The following is a 16,264-nucleotide window of genomic DNA, read 5'->3' as shown; positions in this document are numbered from 1 at the left end:
CACGCGTGACATGGGTGGTCTCACCTCGGCTGTGGCGAGGCGAAAACGACGCCGTCGGACGCCGGTTCCTGGCGACGGTTAAACAGTTCGTTACCGCAGTGGGCGATGCTGACGGGCGGAGGTTTGCGTGGCGGCGATCAACAACAGCTATCTGCTCGGTCTTTTCGGCACGGGGACGGGTCTCGGCGGCCTGCCTTCGGCCGCGCCTGCGCCAAAGCCCAAGACACAGCCGACTGCGCCCTGGACCCTGACCCCCAAGGAAAAGCCGAGCCAATCGGACCTGCTGCGCGCGGCGCTGAGCGGACGCAAACTCGTCAACGAAGAGAATGCGGTCCTTGATGTCAAAGGCGCCTCGTCCGGCGACTATCGCAAGATCTTCGCCATGTATCAGGGGCTCACCATGCTGGAAGCCCTGACGACGCGGGCGGGCGAGCGCGGCGTGGGACGGTTGGAGGCGGATCAGTTGTCGCGCCGTTTTGCCTCGGGCGTGGCCGAGATGACGGACTTCCTGGCTTCGGCCCAGTTCGACGGCGTGCGTATCGTGCAGGGCGTTTCGGCATCGCAGAGCCAGTCCACGGCGGCCGTCGCGCGCGACAATTCGAAATATCTGACCGGCCCGATCCATGACGGCGCCCTGACCGACCCGGTCGCCGCCTTCCAGGGCGACGTGCGCTTCGGCGTCACGGTGAAGACCATGGCGGGAACCCAGACGGTCAACATCGACCTGGCCGAGATGGGGACGACGCCGCGCACGATGGACGCGGTGCTGGAGCACATCAACGGCAAGCTGGAGGCTGCGGGCGTGCAGACCCGCATCCACCGCCAGATGATTGAGGCCGAGCCGCGAACCGTGAAGGCGGGCGACAAGACCATCACCCTGCCGGCGGGGCCGACGCGCTGGGGGCTGACGGTCAGCGGAACCTCGGTGGAGACGATCAGCTTCGTTCCCGCCGTGGCGCGCGATTCGATCCAGGTGGTGCAGGGCGTCGGAACCAAGGGCGCTCATGAGGTGCTGAAGTTCGATCCCGACGGCAATCCGGTCGCCGGAGCGGGCGGCGAGAGTTTCTGGGTCGAGGGACGTAGCGGCGTCTCCAACCTGCCGGACGGCGTTGAGACGGTGCGCGCCAGCGCCGCAGGGCCGGACGGCTCCATGTGGATCGTGGCCGACGTTAACGCCGGTTCCTCGACGCAACCGATCAAGGGACAGGCCGACGTCGTCCTGATGAAGCTGGATTCGGCGGGCAATGTGGTGGTCAGCCGGGCTCTGGGCGCGGCCTCCAAGGCCAGCGGCTACGCCATCGCCGTGGATGCGGACGGGCGGGTGGCGGTGGCCGGCTCGGTGGTCGGCGCCCTGGTCCCGGGCGAAGCGGGAGCCTCGGCCACGACGGCGGACAGTTTCGTTACCGTCTTCGACGCCGAGGGCCGCGAGCAGTGGACCCAGAGGCGCGGCGCCAGGGCCGAGGACGAGGCGACGGCCGTCTCATTCGGCGCTGACGGCCGGGTCTATGTGGCGGGCCGGGCCAAGTCGGCCATGCCGGGAACCTCGGCCGTGGGCGGCTGGGACGGCTACGTTCAGGCCTTCAGCGAAAGCCAGATCCACAGCCTGGCGCCGATCAAGGCGACAGCGACGGGCGCCGCCCAGTTCGGCACGGCGGGCGACGACAACGTGCAGGCCATGACCGTCGACGGCGACAACCTTTATACGGCGGGGGTCGAGAACGGCGCCTTCGTGCTGCGCCATTTCCGCGTCGGTCCGACGGGCGCGCCTGAACTGCTGAGCGTGCGCGATCTGGGCGCCTCCTCGGGCGGCGAGATCGCCGGTCTGGCGGTGACGGACGGGCGGCTGATCGTGTCGGGCGCGACCGGCAACGGCGCTCTGAACGCGGGTCAGGCCGCCAACGCGCACGCGGGAGGCCAGGACGCCTTCGTCGCCACGCTTTCCACGGATCTGGTCGCTTCGGGCGCGGATCGGTTGACCTATTACGGCGGCGAGGGCGACGACACGGCCGCTGACGTCAAGGTGCATGACGGCAAGGTCTGGCTGACCGGCGTTTCGGATCGCCCTATCGGCGCCAAGAAAGAGGACGCCACGCGCGGCTATCTGGCCCGGCTGGACGCTCAGACCGGCCAGGTGGAATGGAGCCAGACCTGGACCGCGGCCGAGGGGCAGGCCAAGCCGCTGGCCCTGACGGTTTCGTCCGGCGGCGCCAGCGTTCTGGATCGTCTGGGGCTGCCGCAAGGCGAGATCGACCAGAGCGATTCCAAGGCCCTGGTGGACGCCACCGCCGTTCGCGCCGGCGATCGCTTCTATGTGCAGAACCCGACGACCGGGCGGCAGACCGCTGTAACCATCGAGGCCAAGGACACGCTGCAGTCCCTGGCGCGCAAGATCGAACTGGCCTCGGGCCGCCATCTCAAGGTCACGATCAAGACGGACCGGGACTATCTGACGGGCATGGACGGCGACACGCGTGTGACCAGCGGCGGTGTCCAGCGCCTGTCGATCACCAGCGCCGATGGGCGGGCGGGGGCCGTGCTGATCCCCGGTGAAGGGGGACGCGACGCCCTGGCGGGGCTGGGCCTGACGCCCGGATTCATCGGCAAGTCGGCGGACGACAAGAAGAAGACCTTCGGCGTCGACCTGTCGCCGCTGCTCAACCTGTCCAGCGCCGAGGCCATCGCCAAGTCCAAGGATCAGGTGCAACTGGCGATCAAGGCCATGCGCGACGCCTATCGCGCCCTGTCGCCCGAAGCGTCCAAGCCGCCGGTCACGGGGCAGGCGCCGGCCTATCTGCAGGCGCAACTGGCCAACTATCAGGCCGCACTGGCGCGACTCACAGGCTAAGCCGGGATGAACGGCGCTTTCGGTTGACGGCCGTGGGGCGGACGGGGTTAGTGGGGCCTTCGTTAGCGTTGAGAGCTGCATGGCCCTTTCCAAAGACAATCGCACGGTCCTGATCGTCGGCGCCGGCCTGGCCGTCGTCGGCGCGGTGGCGGCCGCCCTGGTGTTCAGCGGCGGGCGCGACGGACCTGTCGAGGCGCCGCCGGCGTCCAAGGGGGGGCTGACCATCGACGTCGCCGAGGCCCCGACCCTGGAGCCGACGCGCGAACTGCGTTGCTTCGTCGACGGACAGTTCGTCGGCCTGGCCACCCTGGCCGACTGCGCCCAGAAGAACGGCGTGGCCACCAGCGCCCTGGACGTCGGCCTGGATTCGACTGGCTCCCTGGTCGCAGCGCCGACGGCCTCCTTCGCGCCCCCGCCCGAGGTTCCCGCCGTGGCGATGGCCGACGCCGCGCCTATCGGCCAGCCCAGCGCCGCCGACGCCGCGCGCCCTGCGACCGCCGCATCGGGCACGGCCTGTCTGCGCCACACGGGTTCGGAATGGCGGCAGGTGTCGGGCAATATGAGCCTGGGCGCCTGCGTTCAGGCCCTCTACGCCGGAACCTGCGTGCGACCGGGCGACGCCCAGTATGGGCGCTGGGGCGACACCACCCTGCGTCTGGTGCCGCGCCGCGTCGAGCAGTCCAGCGACAACAACCGCTTCCGCACCCTGGCCCAGCAGGACCGCAACTGTCAGTTCCCGGAGCTGTGACGAAGGTGCGTGTTCTGACTTCTGGATTGGCCGTCGTGCTTGGCTCGGCCGCCTTGGCGGCTTGTGGCGCGCCTCAGCTCAAGGCGCCCACCGACAAGGGCGTCTGCTATCACGTCGGCGAACTGGCCAGCGAGGCGCCGCGCTTCAACGTGGTGGCGCGCGATCAGCCGCAGATCGAGTTCTGCGCCGCGCGACTGGAAGAGATGCGCCTGAAGTTCCTGAGCCTGGGCGGCAGCAACAATGAGATGGTCGGCGCCTATCAGGGGCAGTTCATCTTCATCGATCGCGCGGGCGTCAAATTCAGCAAGAGCCTGGACGGCGCGCGGTTCTTCGCCCTGGCGCGGACCGGCGACGGCCGTCTGGCCATTCCCGGCGCCATCCAGCGCCAGATCGACGGCCGCCCGGTCGCCGTGGCGCCCAACTAATCCGCCTTCGCGCGGGCGAACGAAACTAGAACATCGCGTCCGTTTCGGTTAAGGAACGGACGACAAGACGAATAAAGGACATCGGTCATGGCGGGCAGCGTCAACAAGGTCATTCTGGTCGGCAACCTGGGTCGCGACCCGGAAATCCGCTCGCTGAACAACGGCGACCGCGTCGCCAACCTGCGTATCGCCACCTCGGAAACCTGGCGCGACAAGGCCACGGGCGAGCGCAAGGAAAAGACCGAGTGGCACTCGGTCGTCATCTTCAACGACAACATCGTCAAGGTGGCCGAGAACTATCTGAAGAAGGGCTCGACCGTTTACGTTGAAGGCTCGCTGCAGACCCGCAAATGGACCGATCAGCAGGGCGTCGAAAAGTATTCGACCGAGATCGTCATCCAACGTTTCAACGGCCAGCTGACCATGCTGGGCGGCCGTAGCGACAGCCAGGGCGGCGGCGGTGATCGCGGCGGCTATGGCGGCGGTCGCGACGACGACTATTCCTCGGGCTTCTCGACCGGCGGCGCCAACAAGCCCTCGGGTCCCAAGGAAAGCTACGACCTGAACGACGACATTCCGTTCTAAGCCCGACGCGAAAGGGCGCGGCGTGGGGCAGGGGGCCTACAGCTATCGCGACGACCCGGCCGTACCGTCCTTTCCGGACGACCGGCCATTGGTGTTGTTCGACGGCGATTGCGCCCTGTGCTCCCATTCGGCGCGCACCCTGCTGAAGCATGGGGCTCGCTTCCGCCTGACGCCGACGCAGTCGGATCTGGGGCAGGCTCTGCTGCGGCACTACGGCCTGTCGCCAGACGATCCTTCGACCATGCTGGTGATAGAGGACGGGCGCGCCATCGGCCGTTCTGACGGGGTGCTGCATCTGGCAGCGTCCCTGCCGTTTCCCTATCGCCTGGCGGTGGCGGGACGCTTGGTCCCAAGGCCTGTGCGGGACGCCCTCTATGGTTGGGTCGCGCGGCATCGGCGGCGCTTTCCCGGTCAGGCCTGGTGCGCCCTGCCGCCTGAAGGCGTGGACATGTCGGATCGAGTGCTGGGGTGAGGTCATCATGAGCGGGCGTGTTCTGGTCCTGGGGGCCAACGGCTTCATCGGCTCGCATCTGGCGGCGGCCTTGTCGGTCGATGGTTGGGCGGTGCGGGCCGGCGCGCGCAAGCCGTCCGAGGCCGCGCGTCGAGCGCCGGCTTTCGAGTGGGTTCAGGCGGACTTCGCTCGTCTGACGACCACAGACGCCTGGGCGCCGCTGCTGGATGGCGTGGACACCGTGGTGAACTGCGTCGGGGTGTTGCAGGACGGGGCGGGCGACAGCACGACGCTGGCCCATGTCGAGGGGCCGCGCGCCCTGATCCAGGCCTGCGAGCGGGCGGGGGTGCGTCGCCTGATCCATATCTCCGCTGTGGGCGCCGACGATGCGGCGAGCACGGCCTATGCCCGCACCAAGGCTGAGACCGAACGGTTGGTCCGCGCCGCTGATCTGGACTGGCTGATCCTGCGCCCGTCGCTAGTGGTGGATCGGGCGGCGTTCGGCGGGACCGGCCTGATCCGGGCGCTGGCGGCCTTTCCCTTGTTCATCCCGGTGGTCGGCGGCGATCAGGTCTTCCGTCCTATCGCCCTGTCCGATCTGGGCGCGGCGGTCGTGGCGGCGTTGAAGCCCGGCGCGCCGGTGCGTGAGACCTTCGACATGCCGGGGCCGGAACCGGTCAGCATGGCCGAGACGGTGCGGCTGTATCGCGGCTGGCTCGGCCTTTCGCCAGCGCCGGTCGTGCGAGTTCCGCGCGCCCTGGCCGCGCCTGCACTGATGGTCGGCGATATACTGGGGCGGTTGGGCTGGTCCTCGCCGATCCGCAGCACGGCGATGCGCCAGATGGACCACGACGTGTCCGGCGTCGACAGCGGCTGGGGCGAGCGTCTGGGCGTCCGCGCGCGGGGTTTCCGCCGTTTCCTGGCCGAAACGCCCGCCTCGGTTCAGGACGTGTGGCACGCGCGGCTGTGGTTCGTGCGGCCAGTCTCGATCCTGACGCTGGGCCTGTTCTGGCTGATCACCGGCCTGATCAGTTTCGGGCCGGGCTGGGATCGGGCGATCGCCATCTTGTACGAAGGCGGCTTTGCGCGTGAAGGCGAGCGGATCGCCTGGTGGGGCGCGCTGCTGGACGTGGTCCTGGGACTGGCGCTGTTCGTGCGGCCGTGGACGGCGCGCGTGGCCATCGTGATGTTCCTGGCCACCATCGGCTATCTGATCGCCGGAACGCTCAGCCTGCCGCACTACTGGATCGATCCGCTGGGGCCGTGGCTCAAGGTTCTGCCGATGATGGCCTTGTGCCTGTTCGTGGCGGCGACGGACGCGAGGCGCTGATGCTGTATCTGGCCTTGAAGATCATCCACATCCTGTCGGGAGCGGTGCTGTTCGGTACGGGAGCGGGCATCGCGTTCTTCATGCTGCGCGCGCATATGACCCGGAACGTCGCGACCATCGCGGCGGTGGGCAAGATCGTCGTTCTGGCCGACTTCGTCTTCACGGCCAGCGCCGTGGTGGTTCAGCCGATCAGCGGGCTGGGCCTGATCCACCTTCAGGGATACGCCTTGACCGAGCCGTGGCTGCTGGCGGCCTACGCCCTCTATGTGTTGATCGGGGTCTGCTGGCTGCCGGTGGTGTGGATGCAGATGAAGATGGCGCGTCTGGCGCAGGCGGCGACGGATAAGGGCGAGGCGTTGCCGCCAGTCTATGACCGCCTGTTCAAGGGCTGGTTCATTCTGGGTTGGCCCGCCTTTGTAGGCGTGATCGGCATCTATTGGCTGATGGTGGCGAAGCCCGTCTTCTAGCGCGCGAAGCGGCCCTTGTCGGCGACCTCGGTCAGGGCCTGGCGGACGGCGGCGGTCAGTTCGTCCATCGTCTGCACCTGGCGCACGCCGTAGGCGCGGGCGGTGATGTCGACGTTGCCCTTGCGCCAGAAGCCTTCGGGGGCCAGGACGATCAGCTTTCCGCCGCGCGCATGCAGGCCCATTTCAAGCAGGCTGATCGGGCTTTGCGTGCCCGGCGCGAAATACATGACGATGACGTCGGCGTTTTCCAGAGCGGCCAATTCCCATTCGACCTGACGACGGAACTCGGGCTCGTCCGCCTCGGGCCGCCAGGCGGGGTTCCAGTCGGGACGGCGGGGGTTCAGGACGGTCACGTCCATGTCGCCCAGAGCCCGCGTCAGCGCCGCCTGCCAGTCCGGCGCGCCGCCCATGTCGATGCTGCCGCCCAGGAAGACGCGCGGTCGGGCGTCGTCGATCGGCAGGGGTTGAGGCGAGACGACGAGCGTAGGCTCGGCCATGGCGGGCGCGGCGACGACGCAGGCGGTCAGGACGGCGAGGGCGGACAGCAGGGCAGGGGTCTTCATGGCGGCCTCTATAAGCTGGTTCATGGCGTCAGGGCAGAGGTGGTCGCGGGGGTAACCTGCGGTCATGCTTCGTGAGAGGCCAATCGTCGCGCCCTGTGGCAAGCATGGAGGCGTGTCCAGTTCCTCCTCTTCCTCCGCACCGCACGCGCTGACGCCGCTCGAGATCGCCGCCATCGTGGCCGTTCTGGTCATCTGGGGGGTGAATAACGCCGCCGCCAAGGTCGCGACCGAGGTGTTGCCGCCGCTGATGACGGGGGCGCTGCGTTTCGCCATCGCCGCGGCCTGCCTGGTCTGGTTCGTGCGGCCGCCGTTTCCGAACTGGAAGAGCCTGCTGATCATCGCCGTGGTGGGCGGGCCGATCCACTACGGCCTGATCTACCTGGCCTTCTGGTTGGCCAATGACGTCAGCCCGGTGACGGTGGCGACCCAGCTTTGGATTCCACTGACGTCGCTGTTCGCCTTCCTGCTGCTGGGCGAGCGGATTTCACGGATGGCGACAGTCGGCCTGGTGATCGCCTTCCTGGGCGTGGCCTGGATGACGCTGGACCCCCATGCCCTGCAGGACTGGAAGGCCATCCTGGTGGGGGCGCTTGGCGCCTCGGCCTGGGCGCTGACGACGGTGATCGCGCGGCGCACGACCTCGATCCCGCCGCTGAAGATGCAGGGCCTGCTGGCGCTGATGGCCTTTCCGGCCCTGACTCTGGGCTCGGCCTTGTTCGAGACGGGGCAGTGGGAGGCGGCCAAGGCGGCGACGCCGCTGGTGTGGGGCACCCTGGTCTGGGCGGGGGTGATCTCGTCCGTGTTCGCGACCAGTCTGATGTTCTGGCTGGTGCAGCGGCGCGAGGCCGGGCGGGTGACGCCCTATCTGCTGGGCTCGCCTCTGGTGTCGATCATGATCGGCGGGCTGTTCATGGGCGATGTGCTGACGCCGCAGATTCTGACCGGCGTGGCGATCGCCCTGGCGGGCGTGGTCACGGTGGCCCTGGGGGAGCGCGGCTTGCGCGCCGGCGCTCCCGCCAAGGTTTAGGTTGCTTACTGCGCCTTGATGACCGCGCAGGCCACGCGGTCGCCCGCGCCGCCGATCGGCTGGCTGGAATGGTCGTCGGCGTTGGCGTGGATCACCAGGGCCGAGCCGTCGGCGTCCAGCAGCCACTGGCCGGGGCCGTTCTGCGACAGGCGGGCGTGGCTGGTGAAGACCTCGGCGTTCACGGCGCCGGCGGCGTCGGCGAAGACGTTGGGCAGGTCGCCGTCATCGGGGCCCTCGGCGTTCAGCAGGCCGTGGGGCTTCTTGGGATCGCCGTGATTGATATGGGCGCCGGCCGAGGTGAAGGGCGCCTCGCACTCGCCCGTGGCGTGGATGTGGATGCCGTGCCAGCCGGGCGTCAGGCCCGCAGCCTCGACCTTGATCAGCAGGCCGGTCGAGCCTTGCGTCAGGGTGGCCTTGCCGATGTCGGCGCCCTGGCCGTTGATGATGGCGACCTGCGAGGTCTGGCCGGGCGCAGCGCGCATCATGGCCATGTGCGAGGCGTGTTGATCCGGCGTATGGCCTGCATGGCCCGCATGCTGTTGCGCCGAGGCGGCGCCGGCGACGAGAGCGATCGCCAGAACGCTGGGAGCGATGAAAACGGCTGGGGTCAAACGCATGAATTTCCTGTCCTTTTATACGCGGGGATTTCAGCGGCGTTTCTTTGCCACCACGGCCCCCTGATGATAGAAACCTGAATAGCGGATCACGTTCCGATTCCGGCCATCTAAAGCCTGATTTCCTTGACCGACGACAGCTACCAAAACGCCGCCCCTTCGGCGCCGGGCGATATTTCGACCATCACCATCGAGGATGAGCTGAAACGCTCCTACCTCGACTACGCCATGAGCGTGATCGTCAGCCGCGCCCTGCCTGACGCGCGCGACGGTCTGAAGCCTGTTCACCGCCGCATCCTGTACTCGATGCACGACCTGAACATGACGCCCGAGCGGTCGTATTCGAAGTGCGCCCGCGTGGTCGGCGACGTGCTGGGCCGGTTCCACCCGCACGGCGACGCCTCGGTCTACATGGCGTTGGTGCGGATGGCGCAGCCCTTCTCGATGGGGCTGATGCTGGTCGACGGTCAGGGCAACTTCGGCTCGGTCGACGGCGATATGCCGGCCTCCATGCGTTACACCGAGGCCAAGATGGCCCCGGCGGCGGTGGCCTTGCTGACCGACATCGAAAAAGACACCGTCGATTTCCAGCCTAACTACGACGAGAAGGAGCTGGAGCCCGTCGTCCTGCCGGCGCGGATTCCGAACCTGCTGGTCAACGGCGCGGGCGGCATCGCCGTCGGCATGGCGACCAACATCCCGCCGCACAACCTGCGCGAAGTGATCGACGCCGCGGTCGCCCTGCTGGACGACCCGGACGTGTCGGACGACGCCTTGCTGGACATCGTGCCGGGACCGGATTTCCCCACGGGCGGCGAGATCATGGGCCGCACGGCCCCGCGGAACGCCCTGCGCGACGGACGCGGCTCGGTCATCGTGCGCGGGCGCGCTTCGGTTGAGGAGATCCGCAAGGATCGCGACGCCATCGTCATCACCGAACTGCCGTTCCAGGTGAACAAGCAGACCCTGATCGAACGCATCGCCGAAATGGTGCGTGAGAAGCGTCTGGAAGGCATTTCCGACGTCCGCGACGAGTCCGACCGTCTGGGCATGCGCATCGTCATCGAGCTGAAGCGCGACGCTTCGGGCGACGTGATCCTGAACCAGCTGTATCGCTACACGGCGCTGCAAAGCTCGTTCGGCGTCAACATGCTGGCGCTGAACCACGGCCGTCCCGAGCAGATGGGCCTGCGCAAGCTGCTGGAGCTGTTCCTCGAGTTCCGCGAGGAAGTGGTCGTCCGCCGGATCAAGTTCGAACTGGCCAAGGCCCGCGATCGCGGCCACGTCCTGGTCGGTCTGGCGGTCGCGGTCGCCAACATCGACGAGGTGATCCACATCATCCGCAGCTCGGCTGACCCGGCCGAGGCGCGCGAGCGGCTGCAGGCCAAGGCCTGGCCGGTCGGGGACATGATGGCCCTGGTTGAACTGATCGCCGACCCGCGCACCGTGCTGGTCGAGGGCGACAAGATACGCCTGACCGATGAACAGGCCCGCGCCATCCTGGCCCTGACGCTGTCGCGTCTGACGGGTCTGGGTCGTGACGACATCTTCGGCGAGGCGCGTGGCCTGGCCGACACCATTCAGGGCCACCTGACCATCCTGTCGGATCGCAAGAACGTCCTGGCCATCATCCGCGAAGACCTGTTGCTGGTGAAGGATCAGTTCGGCGTCGAGCGCCGCACCCTCATCGGCGAAGGCGACGCCGAGATGGAGGATGAAGACCTGATCCCGCGTGAGGACATGGTCGTGACCGTGACCCATTCGGGCTACGTCAAGCGGGTGGCGCTGAACGCCTATCGGACCCAGCATCGCGGCGGCAAGGGCCGCAGCGGCATGTCGATGAAGGATGAGGACGCCGTCACCAGCGTCTTCAGCGCCTCGACCCACACGCCGGTCCTGTTCTTCGCCACCAACGGCAAGGCCTATAAGCTCAAGACCTGGCGGCTGCCGCTGGGCAATCCGCAGTCGCGCGGCAAGGCCTTCGTCAACCTGCTGCCGATCGAGCCGGGCGACAGCATCATGAACGTGCTGCCCCTGCCTGAGGATGAGGCGACCTGGGGCGATTACGACATCATGTTCGCCACCCAGTCGGGCGACGTGCGCCGTAACAAGCTCAGCGACTTCGCCACGGTGAACCGCGCGGGCAAGATCGCCATGAAGCTGGAAGACGGCGACGGCATGGTCGGCGTCGGCCTGTGCACGGCCGAAGACGACGTGCTGCTGACGACCGCTCTGGGCCGGGCCATTCGCTTCAAGGCCGACGATGTGCGCGTGTTCAAGGGCCGCGACTCCACCGGCGTGCGGGGCATTCGTCTGCAGGACGGGGATACGGTCATCTCCATGGCCATCCTGGGCCGTGTGGACGCGACGCCGGAAGAGCGCGCCGCCTATGTCAAACACGCCAACGCCATGCGTAAGGCGCTGGCTGGGGCCGATGCGGAAGAGGATGTCGTCGCGGTCGAGGCCGACGACGAAGAGGCCGGCGACGCCCCGATCTCGCCCGAGCGTATCGCCGCCTTGGGCGCGGCCGAGCAGTTCATTCTGACGGTCACGGAAACCGGCTTCGGCAAGCGGTCCTCGGCCTATGAGTATCGTCGCACGGGGCGTGGCGGACAGGGGCTGACGGCCCACGGTCTGGGCGGCCGCGCGGGCACGCGCCTGGCCGCCGCCTTCCCGGTCGAGGAGAGCGACGATCTGATGCTGGTCACCGACGGCGGCCAGATGATCCGCACCCCGGTCGGCCAGGTCCGCATCGTCGGCCGCTCCAGCCAGGGCGTGACCATCTTCCGCACCGGCAAGGACGAGAAGGTCGTCTCGGTCGAGCGTCTGGCGGATACGGGCGGCGACGACGACGGCGACGTCAGCGAGGCGTCGACCGACGAGGGCGGCGAGGCCTGATCCTGCATGGCCGTCGCTCCTGAACTCTGGATCGACGGCCGTCCTGCCGGGGTTGAGGATCTGGGCCATCAGGCCCTGATCAACTACGGCGCCCTGACCTCTTTCCGCGTGGAAGGGGGCGAAGTTCGCGGGCTGGACCGCCATCTGGATCGCCTTAACCGCTCGGCGATCGAGCTGTTCGGCGAGGCGGTCGCCGAAGAACGCCTGCGCGATCTGATGCGTGCGGCCCTGGCGGGGCGGATGGACGCGTGGCTGCGCATCAGCCTGTTTTCAAACGAGCTTTCCCTGCGTCGGCCGGACTGGATCGGCGCGCCGCAGGTGATGATCAGCGTCTCGGCGCCGCCGTCGCCCCTGCCGCACGGGGTGCGCCTGCAAAGCCAGGTTCATGTGCGCGAGACGCCGCATCTGAAGCATGTCGCTGCGATGGGCTTGTTGCGAGCGCGGCGACTGGCGCGACTGGCGGGCTATGACGACGCCCTGTTCACCGACGACGAGGGCCGAATTTCCGAAGGCTCGCTGTGGAATGTCGGCTTCATTCAGGGCGAGACGGTGGTCTGGCCGGACGCGCCCATGCTGGACGGCGTGGCGCAGGCCCTGATCCGCGAGGCGTTGGACCGCGCCGGATCGCCGCAGCGGACCGAGGTCGTGCGCCTGTCGGACCTGCCCCGGTTTGACGGGGCCTTCCTGTGCAACAGCGCCACGCCCGCGGCGGAAATCGCGGCCGTCGAGGGCCATGTCTTCATCGGCGCGACGGATGCGGTGCAGCAGATAGGCGCCCTTTGGCGATCACAGCCGCGTCAGAAAATCTAGGCCGTTCATTTCGCACCTGCTAAACGGACCCAAACGATGGGGAGGCCGCTGGCCATGCGTATCGGACTTTATCCGGGCACCTTCGATCCGGTCACCAACGGTCATCTCGATATCATCGGGCGGGCGGTCAAGCTGGTGGACCGACTGGTCATCGGCGTCGCCCAGAACGACGACAAGGGCCCGCTGTTCACCACCGCCGAGCGGGTTGAGATGCTCAAGGCCGAGGTGGCGCGTTTCAACGCCGACATCGAGGTGCGGCCCTTTTCCAGCCTGCTGATGCACTTCGCCGAGGAACTGGACGCCAGCGTCATCATACGCGGTCTGCGCGCCGTCGCCGATTTCGAGTATGAGTTCCAGATGACGGCGATGAATCAGCGCCTCAACAGCGACATAGAGACGGTGTTCCTGATGGCCGATCCGCGGCATCAGGCCATCGCCTCGCGACTGGTGAAGGAAATCGCCCGGCTGGACGGCCGGATCGACAGCTTCGTCAGCCCGGCGGTCGCCGCGAGCGTGTTGGCCAAGGTCAAGAAGGGTTGAGGTCGGGTTTGAAGATCAAGTCTGTGATGGCGCTGGCGGCGGGCATGGCCCTGCTGGCCGGCGGAGCAATGGCTCAGTCGAGCGCCATGTCGAGTGATTGGCGCACGGTGTCGCCTGAGAACCTGTGGGTGATCGACACGGCCAAGGGCCGCATCCTGGTGGAGCTGGAGCCGCGCGCGGCGCCGAACCACATCGAGCGCATCCGCACCCTGACCAATCAGGGCTTTTATGACGGGCTGAAATTCCACCGCGTCATCCCGAACTTCATGGCCCAGACCGGCGACCCCCAGGGCACCGGCGCGGGCGGCAGCGAACTGCCGGACCTGAAGGGCGAGTTCACCTTCCGTCGCGGCCGCGACAGCGGCTTCGCCCCGGTCGAGAACAGCGGGCCGGGCCTGCGCGGCATCATGGGCTCAATCCCGGTGGTGACCCAGCCCGACGCCCAGATGTTCGTCACGGCGGACTTCAAGACCTCGGCCCAGGGGCTGTTCTGCCCCGGCGTGGCGGGCATGGCGCGCGCCGGTTCGCCCGACAGCGCCAACAGCCAATTCTACCTGATGATGGGCCAGAACGATAATCTGAACGGCGCCTACACGGTCTTCGGCCGGGTGGTGCAGGGCTTGGACGTGGTGAAGGCGCTCAAGGCGGGCAATGACGCCAACGACGGCGCTGTCGGCGCCGACGCGGATGTCATGACGCGGGCGCGGCTGGCCTCGGCCATGCCGGAGGCCGAGCGGCCGACGATCCGTGTCGCTGTGCCCGGTTCGGCGCCGTTCAACGCCGCCGTCGAGGCGGCGCGGGCCGAGAAGGGCGCGTCCTTCGGCATCTGCGACGTCCAACTGCCGGTTCAAGGCGGCTGACGGCGATCATCCACGCCAGGGGAGGGGCGCGGAACATGAGGCACGAACTTCGGACCATCGCGGCGGCGCTGCTGGCCTGCCTGCTGGCCAGCGCGGCGTCGGCCCAGGACGCGGCGCCGGCGCCCAGCGACGCTGCGCCGAGTGAGGCGGCCCCGGCGATCGCCGCTGACGATTGGCGGACGGTCGCGCCGGACAATCTGCTGGTTATCGACACCAGCAAGGGCCGCATCCTGGTGGAGATGACGCCAGAAGCCGCGCCCGGCCATGTCGCCCGTATCCGCCTGCTGGCCAAGGCGGGTTTCTATGACGGCGTGCCGTGGCACCGGGTCATCGACGCCTTCATGGCCCAGACCGGCGATCCGCTGGGCACGGGCGAGGGCCAGAGCTGGCATCCGGACCTGAAGGCCGAGTTCACCTTCCGCCGTGACGCGCAGACGCCGTTCGTCGCCGTGGCGGCCCCTGCGGGCGCTCTGGTCGGCTTCGTCCAGTCCTTGCCGGTGCAGACCCAGCCTGACGCCGTGATGAGGACGACGGCGGACGGCAAGGTCCACGCCTGGGGCCTGTATTGTCCCGGCGTCGCGGGCATGGCGCGCGACGATGCGCCCGACAGCGCCAACAGCCAGTTCTTCCTGATGCGCCAGCCCTATCCGGCGCTCGACAAACGCTACACGGTCTGGGGACGGGTCGTGTCTGGTCTGGACGTCGTGCGCGCCCTGAAGTTCAGCCCCAATCCGGACGGCATCGTGACCGAGCCTGACCGCATGACGCGCGTGCGCGTGGCGGGCGACATGGCCGAGGGCGAGCGGCCGTCCGTGCGGGTGTTGAGCGCCTCGAGCGCGCCGTTCCGCGCCCTGGTGGAGACCACGCGGGCGGCCAGGGGCGCGGACTTTTCGGTGTGCGACATCGACCTGCCGGTCGAGGTGGACTGACCCCGCCTATTCGCTTGAAGCGCCGTTCCCGCCGCTGCGTTTGCGACGCCGGCGCCGACGCGGTTTCGGTTGCCGGTCTTCGCGCATCTTCTGCAGCAGCAGGCCTTCGCGCAGGCCGCGGTCGGCCACGCGCACCCGTTCGCACGGCCAGGCGCGCTGAACCGCTTCCAGAATCGCCGCGCCCGCCAGCACCAGATCGGCGCGGTCCGGCCCGATGCAGTTCTCTGCCGCGCGCCCGGCGGGACCGAGGGCGATCAGGCGGTCGGCCGCTCTTTCGCAGTCGCCGCGCGTCATCCAGAGGCCGTCGACCAGATCGCGCTGATAGCGTTTCAGCTCCAGGTGAATGCCCGCCAGGCTGGTGATGGCGCCGGAGGTGCCGACCAGGTGGCCGCGTCCTGCGTCGACGCGCGCCAGGAAGTCGGAGCCTTCGGGACCGCCCGTGGCGATGGCGGCGCCGAAGTCGGCGACCATGGCTTCATACCACTCGGGCGGGCTGCCATCCGGTTCGGGGTGGCGTTCGGCCAGGCTGACCACGCCCAGGGGCGCCGACATCCAGGCTGCGGTCTCGAAACCGCGCGGCCCCTTCATCAGCCAGGACAGTTCGGTCGAGCCGCCGCCTACGTCGATCACCAGCACCGCCTCGGCGCGCGGATCGAACAGGTTCAGGCAGCCCGCAACCGACAGGGCGGCTTCCTCGGACGGATCGATGATTCTGAGCCGCAGGCCGGTCCCGCGCCGCACCCGCTCGACGAAGGCGGGGCCGTTTTCGGCCATGCGGCAGGCCTGGGTGGCGACGGCGGTCAGGCGATTGGGGTCGACGCCTTTGCGCACCAGGCGCTCGGCGCACAGGGCCAGGGCGTCATAGGCCCGGTCCATCGCCCGATCATCCAGGCGGCCAGTGCGCGACAGGCTCTCGCCCAGGCGCACAATGCGGCTGAACGAATCCACCACGCGAAAGCCGTCACGCGCCGGACGCGCGATCAGCAGGCGGCAATTATTGGTCCCCAGGTCGAGCGCGCCGTAGAGGGGCGCGTCTCGATCGAAAGCTCCGCTGTTGCGGGGCCTCCGAGGCAGGGACCGCGTGTCGCGCCGTCCGGGCGCGCCAGGGGTCTCCGGCATGGGCCGAGTTCTCATGTGGGCGGTCCGAAGCGGCGCCCGTCTCCGACAGGTTA

16 protein-coding genes are annotated in these 16,264 nt (G+C 68.3%); 13 read left to right on the top strand and 3 right to left on the bottom strand.

Features of this window, described 5'->3' with window-relative positions; genetic code table 11:
* The first annotated feature begins 127 nt into the window (after positions 1 to 127).
* From FM111_RS10005 to FM111_RS09975, 7 genes are all read left to right on the top strand, one after another.
* Positions 128 to 2,845 (top strand): transcriptional regulator, encoded by a 2,718-nt coding sequence (locus FM111_RS10005; protein ID WP_087140795.1) that lies wholly within the window; start codon positions 128 to 130, stop codon positions 2,843 to 2,845.
* Positions 2,846 to 2,924: 79 nt separating this feature from the next.
* Positions 2,925 to 3,593: a hypothetical protein gene (locus FM111_RS10000; protein ID WP_087140794.1), complete on the top strand. Its 669-nt coding sequence runs from the start codon at positions 2,925 to 2,927 to the stop codon at positions 3,591 to 3,593.
* Entirely contained in the window at positions 3,590 to 4,018 is a 429-nt protein-coding gene (locus tag FM111_RS09995) for a hypothetical protein (protein WP_087140793.1), read from the top strand. The genes FM111_RS10000 and FM111_RS09995 overlap by 4 nt, the downstream gene beginning before the upstream one ends.
* Positions 4,019 to 4,105: 87 nt before the next feature.
* The gene (gene ssb / locus FM111_RS09990) at positions 4,106 to 4,603 is read left to right on the top strand and encodes a single-stranded DNA-binding protein (RefSeq protein WP_087140792.1); all 498 of its coding nucleotides are present in this window, start codon (positions 4,106 to 4,108) and stop codon (positions 4,601 to 4,603) included.
* A gap of 22 nt (positions 4,604 to 4,625) precedes the next feature.
* Positions 4,626 to 5,075, top strand: a complete 450-nt coding sequence (locus FM111_RS09985) for a thiol-disulfide oxidoreductase DCC family protein (RefSeq protein WP_087140791.1) — start codon at positions 4,626 to 4,628, stop codon at positions 5,073 to 5,075.
* Between the two features lie 7 nt (positions 5,076 to 5,082).
* The gene (locus tag FM111_RS09980) at positions 5,083 to 6,384 is read left to right on the top strand and encodes an SDR family oxidoreductase (RefSeq protein ID WP_087140790.1); all 1,302 of its coding nucleotides are present in this window, start codon (positions 5,083 to 5,085) and stop codon (positions 6,382 to 6,384) included.
* Positions 6,348 to 6,851: a DUF2269 family protein gene (locus tag FM111_RS09975; RefSeq protein ID WP_256968184.1), complete on the top strand. Its 504-nt coding sequence runs from the start codon at positions 6,348 to 6,350 to the stop codon at positions 6,849 to 6,851. The genes FM111_RS09980 and FM111_RS09975 overlap by 37 nt, the downstream gene beginning before the upstream one ends.
* Here the strand turns inward: FM111_RS09975 and FM111_RS09970 are convergent.
* A complete protein-coding gene (locus tag FM111_RS09970; protein ID WP_087140789.1) occupies positions 6,848 to 7,414 on the bottom strand; it encodes a nucleoside 2-deoxyribosyltransferase domain-containing protein in 567 nt (188 codons plus the stop codon). The two genes, FM111_RS09975 and FM111_RS09970, sit on opposite strands and share 4 nt — an antisense overlap.
* Before the next feature lie 112 nt (positions 7,415 to 7,526).
* On the opposite strand from FM111_RS09970, the gene FM111_RS09965 reads away from it, so the two are divergent.
* Positions 7,527 to 8,441, top strand: coding sequence for a DMT family transporter (locus FM111_RS09965; protein WP_373407971.1), 915 nt, complete (start codon positions 7,527 to 7,529; stop codon positions 8,439 to 8,441).
* Between the two features lie 5 nt (positions 8,442 to 8,446).
* On the opposite strand, the gene FM111_RS09960 is transcribed toward FM111_RS09965, so the two are convergent.
* A complete protein-coding gene (locus FM111_RS09960) occupies positions 8,447 to 8,932 on the bottom strand; it encodes a superoxide dismutase family protein (protein ID WP_256968190.1) in 486 nt (161 codons plus the stop codon).
* A gap of 249 nt (positions 8,933 to 9,181) precedes the next feature.
* Between FM111_RS09960 and gyrA the strand changes: the two genes are divergently transcribed.
* Genes gyrA through FM111_RS09935 form a run of 5 tightly spaced genes read left to right on the top strand, consistent with a single transcriptional unit; the run spans position 9,182 to position 15,092 of the window.
* Entirely contained in the window at positions 9,182 to 11,953 is a 2,772-nt protein-coding gene (gene gyrA / locus FM111_RS09955) for a DNA gyrase subunit A (protein ID WP_087140786.1), read from the top strand.
* 6 nt (positions 11,954 to 11,959) lie between these two features.
* Complete coding sequence (locus FM111_RS09950) at positions 11,960 to 12,763, top strand: aminotransferase class IV (protein WP_087140785.1); 804 nt, start codon at positions 11,960 to 11,962, stop codon at positions 12,761 to 12,763.
* Positions 12,764 to 12,817: 54 nt separating this feature from the next.
* Positions 12,818 to 13,303, top strand: coding sequence for a pantetheine-phosphate adenylyltransferase (coaD, locus tag FM111_RS09945; RefSeq protein ID WP_087140784.1), 486 nt, complete (start codon positions 12,818 to 12,820; stop codon positions 13,301 to 13,303).
* A gap of 26 nt (positions 13,304 to 13,329) precedes the next feature.
* The gene (locus tag FM111_RS09940) at positions 13,330 to 14,163 is read left to right on the top strand and encodes a peptidylprolyl isomerase (protein WP_179205075.1); all 834 of its coding nucleotides are present in this window, start codon (positions 13,330 to 13,332) and stop codon (positions 14,161 to 14,163) included.
* 35 nt (positions 14,164 to 14,198) lie between these two features.
* The gene (locus FM111_RS09935) at positions 14,199 to 15,092 is read left to right on the top strand and encodes a peptidylprolyl isomerase (protein ID WP_087140782.1); all 894 of its coding nucleotides are present in this window, start codon (positions 14,199 to 14,201) and stop codon (positions 15,090 to 15,092) included.
* 6 nt (positions 15,093 to 15,098) lie between these two features.
* On the opposite strand, the gene FM111_RS09930 is transcribed toward FM111_RS09935, so the two are convergent.
* Positions 15,099 to 16,211 (bottom strand): Ppx/GppA phosphatase family protein, encoded by a 1,113-nt coding sequence (locus tag FM111_RS09930; protein WP_087140781.1) that lies wholly within the window; start codon positions 16,209 to 16,211, stop codon positions 15,099 to 15,101.
* Positions 16,212 to 16,264: the final 53 nt, after the last annotated feature.

This window comes from Brevundimonas diminuta 3F5N (assembly GCF_900163625.1).
Taxonomy (GTDB): Bacteria; Pseudomonadota; Alphaproteobacteria; order Caulobacterales; family Caulobacteraceae; genus Brevundimonas; species Brevundimonas diminuta_A.
The sequence above is the reverse complement of the archived record's forward strand: the minus strand, read 5'-3'. Positions and strand labels throughout refer to the sequence as shown.